6 protein-coding genes are annotated in these 8,947 nt (G+C 71.5%); 4 read left to right on the top strand and 2 right to left on the bottom strand.

The genetic code is table 11. The annotated features are described in order from the left end of the window. On the top strand, nucleotides 1-1,500 hold a 1,500-nt coding region (locus AIIKEEIJ_RS17845), incomplete at its 5' end, for a molybdopterin dinucleotide binding domain-containing protein (protein WP_161996272.1). A 7-nt stretch (nucleotides 1,501-1,507) separates the two neighbouring features. Here the strand turns inward: AIIKEEIJ_RS17845 and AIIKEEIJ_RS17840 are convergent. Then, nucleotides 1,508-2,494 carry a GlxA family transcriptional regulator gene (locus tag AIIKEEIJ_RS17840; protein WP_185713297.1) on the bottom strand — a complete coding sequence of 329 codons (987 nt, stop codon included), beginning with the start codon at nucleotides 2,492-2,494 and terminating at the stop codon, nucleotides 1,508-1,510. Nucleotides 2,495-2,647: 153 nt separating this feature from the next. On the opposite strand from AIIKEEIJ_RS17840, the gene AIIKEEIJ_RS17835 reads away from it, so the two are divergent. Next, a complete protein-coding gene (locus tag AIIKEEIJ_RS17835; RefSeq protein ID WP_050036131.1) occupies nucleotides 2,648-3,226 on the top strand; it encodes a hypothetical protein in 579 nt (192 codons plus the stop codon). A 16-nt stretch (nucleotides 3,227-3,242) separates the two neighbouring features. Here AIIKEEIJ_RS17835 and AIIKEEIJ_RS17830 read toward each other — a convergent pair whose 3' ends face one another. Then, nucleotides 3,243-5,561: an FHA domain-containing protein gene (locus AIIKEEIJ_RS17830; RefSeq protein WP_161996271.1), complete on the bottom strand. Its 2,319-nt coding sequence runs from the start codon at nucleotides 5,559-5,561 to the stop codon at nucleotides 3,243-3,245. Nucleotides 5,562-5,848: 287 nt separating this feature from the next. Between AIIKEEIJ_RS17830 and AIIKEEIJ_RS17825 the strand changes: the two genes are divergently transcribed. Both AIIKEEIJ_RS17825 and AIIKEEIJ_RS17820 read left to right on the top strand, forming a co-directional pair. Then, nucleotides 5,849-7,516, top strand: a complete 1,668-nt coding sequence (locus tag AIIKEEIJ_RS17825; protein WP_161996270.1) for an AMP-binding protein — start codon at nucleotides 5,849-5,851, stop codon at nucleotides 7,514-7,516. 101 nt (nucleotides 7,517-7,617) lie between these two features. Next, nucleotides 7,618-8,919 (top strand): MFS transporter, encoded by a 1,302-nt coding sequence (locus tag AIIKEEIJ_RS17820; protein ID WP_029546660.1) that lies wholly within the window; start codon nucleotides 7,618-7,620, stop codon nucleotides 8,917-8,919. Nucleotides 8,920-8,947: the final 28 nt, after the last annotated feature.

The following is an 8,947-nucleotide window of genomic DNA, read 5'->3' as shown; positions in this document are numbered from 1 at the left end:
CTGAACGGCGACCTCGCGCTGCTGCAGGCGTTCGGTTCGCTGCTCGTGGAATGGGACGCGCTCGACCACGAGTTCATCGAACGGCACACCCACGGTTTCGAGCAGTGGCGCCACCACGTCGCCGGCGTCGACTGGGACGTCGTCACCACCGCCACGGGGCTGTCGCAGGAGCAGATCACCGAGGCGGCGACGCTGCTGCGCGACTCGCGCGCAACGGTGTTCTGCTGGGCGATGGGCCTGACCCAGCACCGCAACGCGGTGGCCACCATCAAGGAGGTCACCAACCTGGCCCTCGCGCAGGGCAACGTCGGCAAGCGGGGCGCGGGTCTGTTCCCCGTGCGCGGGCATTCGAACGTGCAGGGCGACCGCACCATGGGTATCTGGGAGCGGCCGCCGGCCCACTTCCTCGATGCGCTGCAACGGGAGTTCGGCTTCGATCCGCCGCGCGAGAACGGCTTCGACACCGTCGACTCCATCCGGGCCCTGCGCGACGGCCGGGCCCGCTTCTTCATGGGGCTCGGGGGCAACTTCGTGCAGGCCGCGCCGGACACCCACGTCACCGCGGCGGCGATGCGCAGGGCCCGGATGACGGTGCAGGTCTCCACCAAGATCAACCGATCGCATCTCGTGTGCGGCGAGACGGCGCTGATCCTGCCGGCCAAGGGCCGCACCGAGCAGGACGTGCAGGCGTCGGGCCCGCAGTTCGTGACGGTCGAGGACTCCACGTGCTCGGTCCACGCGTCCCGCGGACCGTTGCCGCCGGCGAGCGCGCACCTGAAGTCCGAGGTCGAGATCGTCTCCCGGATCGCCGAGGCCACGCTGGGGGACCGGTACGGCCTCGACTGGAAGGCGATGCGCGACGACTACGGCGTCGTCCGCGGCCTGATCTCGCGGGTGGTGCCCGGGTGCGAGAGCTACGACGTGAACGTGCGGCGGCCGGGCGGCTTCGTCCTGCCGCATCCGCCGCGCGATTCGCGCTCCTTCCACACCGCCTCCGGGCGGGCCGAGTTCGCGGTCTCCCCGATCGACGTGCTGCAGGTGCCCGCGGGGCACGTGATCCTGCAGACCCTGCGGAGCCACGACCAGTTCAACACCACCGTCTACGGGCTGAGCGACCGGTACCGCGGCATCGAGGGCGGGCGGCGGGTGATCTTCCTGCACCGCGACGACATCGCCGCCCTCGGCTTCGACGACGGCGACCTGGTCGACCTGTTCACCCGGTGGGACGGCGACGAGCGGGTCCGGTGCGCGCGGTCGTTCCGGATTGTCGAGTACGACACGCCGCGCGGCTCGGCGGCCGCCTACTATCCCGAGACCAACGAGCTGGTACCGCTGGATTCGACTGCACGCCAGAGCAATTGCCCTACCTCGAAATCCGTCGTGGTGTCCCTGGCGCGCGCGGGCGAGCGCAGCGGCGAGTGCCCGGAGGACTCGCACCAGGGCCGCCTCGGGTCGGACTGGTCGCACAAGACCTGCCCGGACCCCGAGTACCTGTCCTGAGACCCGCTCAGCCGACCCCGGTGTGCCGGGCCGCGGTACGCGAGTGACCGGCGCGGAACGCCGCCGGTGACGCCCCGTAGCGACGGGTGAACGCCTGCCGCAGCGTCTCGGCCGTGCCGAAGCCGCAGCGCGCCGCGACCGCCGTGACCGGTAGCGACGTGGTGGTGAGCAGGACGGCGGCGGACTCGAGCCGAACCCGGCGGACGTAGCGGGCGGGTGTGTCGTGCAGGTGGTGCAGGAACATCCGGGTGAGGTGCCGTTCGCTCATCCCGGCGAGCGCGGCGAGCGCGGCGGCCGACAGATCGCCGTCGAGGTGGGTGGTGATGTGGTCGACGAGGCGCCGCATCCCGCGGTCCTTCGGTTCGGGGGCCGTGGTGAACATGCTCATCTGCGCCTGGTTGCCCGGCCGCTGCAGGTAGGTGACGAGGGCCCGGGAGACCCGGCGGGCCATGTCGGGGCCGTGGTCCTCCTCGACGAACGCGAGGGCGAGGTCCAGGGCGCTGGTCACGCCGGCGGCGGTGGCGACGTGCCCGTCGCGCACGAAGATCGGCAACGGATCCACCTGCACCTGCGGATACCGCGCGGCGAGCCGATCGGCGAACGCCCAGTGGGTGGTGGCGCGACGGCCGTCGAGCAGACCGGCGGCCGCGAGGACGGAGGCGCCCGTGCACACGGACGCCACCCGGCGGCTGTCCCGCGCCAGGCGGCGCACGTGGCCGACGAACCGGGCGTCGTCTGCCATGTCGATGTGCCCGAAGCCACCGGAGACCACGAGGGTGTCGAGCGTTCCGACGAGCCGCTCGAGCCGTCGCTGTCCGGCCAGCACGAGCCCGGTGTCGCAGGTGATCGCGGCCCCGCCGGGGGTGGCCAGCTCGACCCGGTACGCCGGGACCGCGCCGAACCGGTTCGCCGCCGCGAACGTGGTCGTCACGCAGGCGATGTCGAGCAGCTCCGCCCGGTCGTAGCCGACGACCACCACGAGTCGTTCGTCCACACCGTCGACCGTAACCGGGGCCGGGCCCGGACGCGACGTGTCCGGCGGACAGGGATCCCAAATTTCCGGACCTGTCCGGCGCCCGGGTCTCGCCCGGCCGGCCCCGGCCGCCGATCGTGGAGGCATCCCCCACCACTGCCCCCGGGAGACCTCATGGACACCACGACGGCCGTGAGCACGGCCCGCCCCGCATCGCGCCGCTCGGCCGGGCCGGCCTTCCTGGCGCAGCGCTGGCCGACGGTGGCGGCTCTTGCGTTCGCTCTGATCGGCACGCCCGCCGAGGCGAGCGTCGAGATCCTCACCGAGATGATGATGCTGCTGCCGTTCCTGTATCTCGTCACGGCCGTGCTCGACCGCCCGCGTGCGGTATGGGTGGTGTTCCCGGCCTCCTACACGGCGTGGTTCGTAGTGCGGGCGCTGGACGTCGTGCCGTCGACGGTGCTGATCGGCGCCGCGGCGGCGGTCGTGGTCGTCGTGGGCGCGGTGCGCGGCCGGCTGCGCGACCGCCGTTTCCTCGTCCAGGCGGCCGGCATGGTCGCCTTCGGGGCGCTCGGCCTGGTCGCGCTCGCCGTCGATCCGGACGTCGCCCGGTACATCGTCGCGGCCGGATGGTTCCTGCACGGCGTGTGGGATCTCGTCCACCATCGGCTCCGGGTCACCGTGGACCGTTCCTTCGCCGAGTTCTGCGCCGTCCTCGACATCGCGGTCGCCGTCGCGCTCGTCCTCGTGTGAGACATCGGCATCGCGCTCACCGGGCGCGCAGCCGCAACCGGGTGTAGGTGAACGTGGCGTAGACGATGCCGAGGAGGAGCAGCATCCCGGCGGAGAGCAGCCACCACGACGGGGCGTGCTGCCACAGCACGTCGGCCTCGGCGGTCGGGTCCTTGGCACGCAGGTCGACGGTCGAGGCGGTCGCGGCATAGCCCCAGCGCGACGGCGACAGCCACGACAGCTGGGCGAGCACGGCGCGCCCGGTGATGGGAATCAGGCCGCCGCTGAGCACGAGTTGCACCATGACCGTCACGACGAGCAGCGGCATCACCTGTTCGCCGGACCGGGCGACGGCCGACAGGGCCAGGCCAACCACCACGCAGGCGCACGTGGTCAGCGCGATGTCGACGACGAGTTCGACGCTGCCGGAGGGGATCACGCTGCCGGGCCCGGGGGTGCCCTTGCCGACGAGGACGACGAGGACCAGCACGAGCGACTGCACGATCGCGGCGGCGCAGAACACCACGATCTTCGCGATCAGGTACGCCGAGGGCGCGAGCCCGGCGGCGCGTTCGCGGTGGTAGATCATCCGTTCGCCGACGAGGTCCCGGACGGTGAGCGACGAGCCCATGAAGCAGGCGCCGAGGATCAGCAGGATGAGGATGAACGCCAGCTCGCCGGGCTCCGCCCCCGGGCTCGGTGGGCCGAATCCGTCGCTGCCGGGCACCAGGATCGACAGCCCGCCGAGGATGAACGGCAGCAGCGACAGGAAGACGAGGTAGCCGCGGTCGGCACGGATCAGCCGCATCTGCCGCCGGGCGACGGTGCTCAGCTGTCGGCGGCGGGAGGTGTGGGCGGGGCGGCCCAGCGGCCCGGGGGCGGCGGCGGGGGGATGGTCGACGGCCGCGCTGCGGGCGAGGTGCTCGGCGTGCACCGCGTCGGGTTCGGCCGCGACGCGGGCGAAGATCTCCGCCCAGTCGGTGCTGCCGAGGGCGGCGCCGACCTCGCCGGGCGGCCCGACGTAGGCGGTCTTGCCGCCGGGGGCGAGCAGCAGCACCTGGTCGCACAGTTCGAGGTAGGACAGCGAGTGCGTGATGACGAGGACGACCCGGCCGGAGTCGGCGAGGCGGCGCAGCGTGGTCATGATCTGCCGGTCGAGCGCCGGGTCGAGGCCGGAGGTGGGTTCGTCGAGGATCAGCAGCGACGGCCCGGTGAGCAGTTCGAGGGCGACCGACGCGCGCTTGCGCTGGCCCCCGGAAAGGCGGTCGACGCGGGTGCCGGCGTGCTCGGTGAGCTGTAGCTCGGCGAGCACCCGGGCGATCACCTCGTCGCGGTCGGCGCGGGTGGTGTCCGGCGGCAGCCGCAGTTCGGCGGCGTAGCCGAGGGCCTCGCGGACGGTGAGTTGCCGGTGGAGCACGTCGTCCTGGGGGACGAGACCGATCCGGGAGCGCAGGGCCTGGTATTCGGCGTGCACGCTGTGGCCGTCGAACTCCACGACCCCGTCGGTGGGGTTGCCGGTGCCGGACACGATCTTGGCCACGGTGGATTTGCCGGCGCCGGAGGGGCCGATGACGGCAGTGAGCGTGCCGGGCGGCGCGGCCAGGGTGACGTCGTGGAGCAGTCGACGATTCCCGTCGATGGTCAGCCCGACGGCGCGGACCCGCAGGCCACCGGTCGCGGGAGCCGCCACCTTCTCCCGGGGGACGAGGGTGCCGTCCCGGACGACGAGGTCGGTGTTGCCGATCGTCACGACGTCGCCCTCGGTGAGGGCGGCGCGGGTGATCCGGGTGCCGGCGACGAAGGTGCCGTTGACGCTGCCGAGGTCCTCGATCTCGAGTCCGGACGGTCCGGTGCGCAGGGCCGCGTGCTGCCGGGAGGCCAGGACGTCGGGGACGACGACGGCGTTGTCGGCGGCGCGGCCGATCGACACGTCGCCGGGCCGGGGCGCGGGACGGGGCCGGCGCAGCGGTCCGCGGGTGTCGCCGGCGCGGACCGCGGTCAGCTGGTCGAGCAGCCCCCATCTGCGTTCGCGGGTCGCCTCGGGTTCGGCGACGGAGATCCGGAGGTCGGGTCCCTCGGCCCGGTCGCCGAGCCGGGCGACGACGGTCCCGGTGACCCGGACCCGCTCCACCCGGCGGCCGTCGACGAAAAGCCCGTTCTTGCTGCCGGAGTCGACGAGATACCACCCGTCGTCCCAGTGCAGGAACGCGTGTTCGCGGGAGACCACCGGGTCGTCGAGGGTGACGTCCATCGATCGGTCGCGGCCGATGCGCACCGTCGCGCCGGGGCCGTAGCCGGCGCGCCCGTCGTCCCATTCGAGCAGGACCTGCGCGTGCCGGGTCTCCAGGTCGTCCATCGTCTCGGCCTTCCGTCAGACGTGTCCGCTCGCACCGACGTGCGGTCCTCGACCGCCCACCGACGATTCCCGACCGCTCGTCGCATCGTGCGCCGGGAGCCGGTCGATCTCCGATTCTCCCACTCCGGGAATGCCCAGGCCAGGCCGTCGACGCGGACGGCGCGAGTGTGGTGTGCCCGATTTGACAGGCGCTTGTGTGGCCCAGGACACTACTAACAGACCGCTTACCGACCGAGCGATCGGTCGTGGTGGGGAAGGTTTCGCAGTCGAGTGGAAGGAACTGCGTCGTGACGTCCGAGAAGCGCCCCTGGACCGCGCTCTACCCGAACGGGCTCGATCCCGAGCCGCCGGTGCCGTTCGTCTCCCTGGTGGACGCGTGGCGCGCCCGCGTGGATGCCAACCCGGACGGCAAGGCCATCGCCTACTTCGACGGTGTGCTGACCGCCCGCGAGACCGACGAGCTCTCCGACGCCCTCGCCGTCGCCCTCGCCGCCCGTGGGGTCCAGCGCGGCGACCGGGTGGGCATCTACCTGCAGAACATCCCCCAGTACGCGCTGACCCTGCTCGCGTTGTGGAAGCTCGGGGCCGCGGCGCTCGTGCTCAACCCCATGTACCGGCGGGCCGAACTGCGCCGCCTCGTCGACGACGCCGAGATCGTCGGCATCGTGTGCGCCGACACCGCCGTCGCGGAGACCGCGGACACCGTCCGCGACAGCTCCGTGCGGTGGATCCTCAGCACCAGTGACCTGGACTTCCAGACCCGCGACGACGCCCGGGTCTTCCCGTCGACGGACCGCGCCGTGGCCGCGCCCGACGGTGACCTCGTCGAGCTGATCGAACAACACCGGGGCCGGCGGCCGCCCCACGTCGAGATCACCGGCGACGACGTCGCGTTGCTCGCCTACACCTCGGGCACCACCGGTCCGCCGAAGGGCGCGATGAACACCCACGCCAACGTGCTGGCCGTGGCCACCACCTTCGGTTCCTTCGTCGGCCTGGCCGCCGGCGACGCGGTGTTCGCCGTCGCCCCGCTGTTCCACATCACCGGCGCCGTCATCAACGCCACGCTGGCGCTGGTGCACGACACCGCCCTGGTCTTCGCGAACCGCTTCAACGCCGAGGTCGCGCTCGAGGCCCTCGTCGAGCACGGGGTCACGTTCACGATCGGCTCGATCACGGTGTTCAACGCCCTGTACGAAACCCCCGGCGCCGAGGCCCGCCACTTCGCCTCGATCAAGACCCTCTACTCCGGCGGCGCGCCGATCCCGCCCGCGACCGTGGAGAAGTTCGAAGCGAAGTTCGGCAAGTACATCCACAACGCCTACGGCATGACCGAGACCTCCTCCGGCGTGATCGCGGTACCGCCCGGGCGGCGGGCACCCGTCGACCCCGCCAGCGGCACCCTCGCGATCGGCGTCCCGCTGCCCCTGCTCGACGCGCGTGTCGTCGACGCGGACGGCGCCGACGTCGAACCCGGCAAGCAGGGTGAACTGGAACTGTCCGGCCCGCAGGTGATCTCCGGGTACTGGCGCAACCCCGAGGCGTCCGCCGCCACCCTGCCGGGCGGGCGGCTGCGCACCGGCGACGGTGCGATCATCGACCGGCACGGCTGGGTCTACCTGGTGGACCGCCTGAAGGACCAGATCAACGTCTCCGGATACAAGGTGTGGCCCCGCGAGGTCGAGGACGCCCTGTACGAGCATCCCGCCGTCCACGAGGCCGCCGTCGTCGGCCAGCCCGACGACTACCAGGGCGAATCCGTGGTGGCGTACGTGTCGCTCGAACGCGACGCCCACGCCACCGAGCGCGAGCTCGTGGACTTCGTCCGCGACCGCCTCGCCGCCTACAAGCGGCCCCGCCGGGTCCACATCGTCGAGAACCTCCCCAAGACCCAGACCGGCAAGATCCGGCGCAGCGACCTGCGCGACCGCACGATCCCCACCCCGACCGCCTGACGGTCCGTCCCCTCCGGCGTGACCGAATGTCACACGGGTTCGGTCACATCGAACCCATGTGACATTCGGCCACCGCTCCCGCGAACGAAAAGAGATACGACGTGAACACCGACGTCCGGAACACCCGGGGTGCGGTCGACACCGCGCCCACCCTGGCATCGAAGAAGAAATCGCTGTTCGCCAGCGCGGTCGGCAACGTGCTCGAGTGGTACGAGTGGAGCGCCTACGCGGTCTTCGCACCGTTCATCGCCGCGGTGATGTTCAACAACTCCGATCCGATCTCCGCGCTGCTGTCCACGCTCGCGGTCTTCGCCGTCGGCTTCCTCATGCGCCCCCTCGGCGGCATCGTGTTCGGCCGCATCGCCGACCGGCGGGGCCGCAAGTTCGTCCTCGTCACCACGATGCTCATGATGGCGACGGGCAGCCTCGTCATCGGCATCATGCCCACCTACGAGTCCATCGGGGCGTGGGCGTCGCTGATCCTGCTCGCCGCGCGGATCATGCAGGGCTTCGCCCACGGCGGCGAATCGGCCACCGCCTACTCGTACGTCGGTGAGATCGCCCCGCCGCACCGTCGCGGGATGTGGGGCAGCGTCGCCTTCATCGCGATCTTCGGTGGCTCGGTCCTCGCCTACAGCATCGGTGGCGCCGTCACCTCGTCGCTCTCCGAAACCGCCGTCGCCGAATGGGGCTGGCGCATCCCGTTCCTCATCGGCGCCTGCCTGGCCCTGGTCGCCCTGTACCTGCGTCGCAGCATGGACGAGAGCGACGTGTTCGACGCCCACCAGGAGCAGGACGAGCAGCCGCGCATCCCGCGGAAGACCGTCGTCCGCGCGATCCTGCTGATGATCGGCATGACCTCCGGCATCACCGCCGCCCACTACACCTGGACGTCGTACGTCGCCACCTACGCCATCACCCAGCAGGGGATGGACCCCGACGTCGCCTACTGGATGTCGGTGATCGCCCAATCGATCGCGCTCGTCTCCCTGCCCTTCTGGGGCATGCTGTCCGACCGCATCGGCCGCCGCCCGATGCTGTTCGCGTTCGCCGCACTGATGCTCGTACTGCAGCTGCCGCTGACGATGATGATCTCCTCGGCCGGATGGACCCTGCTCGTCGCGACGACCGTCGCGCTGCTCGTCGTGTCCGTCCCCGCGTCGGTGCTGTCGGCGACGCTGTCGGAGAGCTTCCCCACCCGGCTGCGGACCCAGGCGATCGGCTTCGCGTACTCGTTCTCCGTCGCGGTGTTCGGCGGAACCGCCCCGTACCTGAATCAGCTCCTGATCGGCCGCGGCATCGGATGGGCGTTCAGCGTGTACATCATGGTGCTGTGCGTGCTGACCGGCATCGCCTGCGTCTTCATGAAGGAGACCAAGGGCATCCGCCTCGAACACGCCTGACGGACGATCGGCTGCGCCCCGCCGGCAC

Origin of the sequence: Rhodococcus sp. YH1 (genome assembly GCF_009939605.1) — a bacterium.
Taxonomy (GTDB): Bacteria; Actinomycetota; Actinomycetes; order Mycobacteriales; family Mycobacteriaceae; genus Rhodococcus; species Rhodococcus aetherivorans.
Note: the sequence above shows the minus strand (reverse complement) of the source record. Positions and strands in the feature narration are given on the sequence as shown.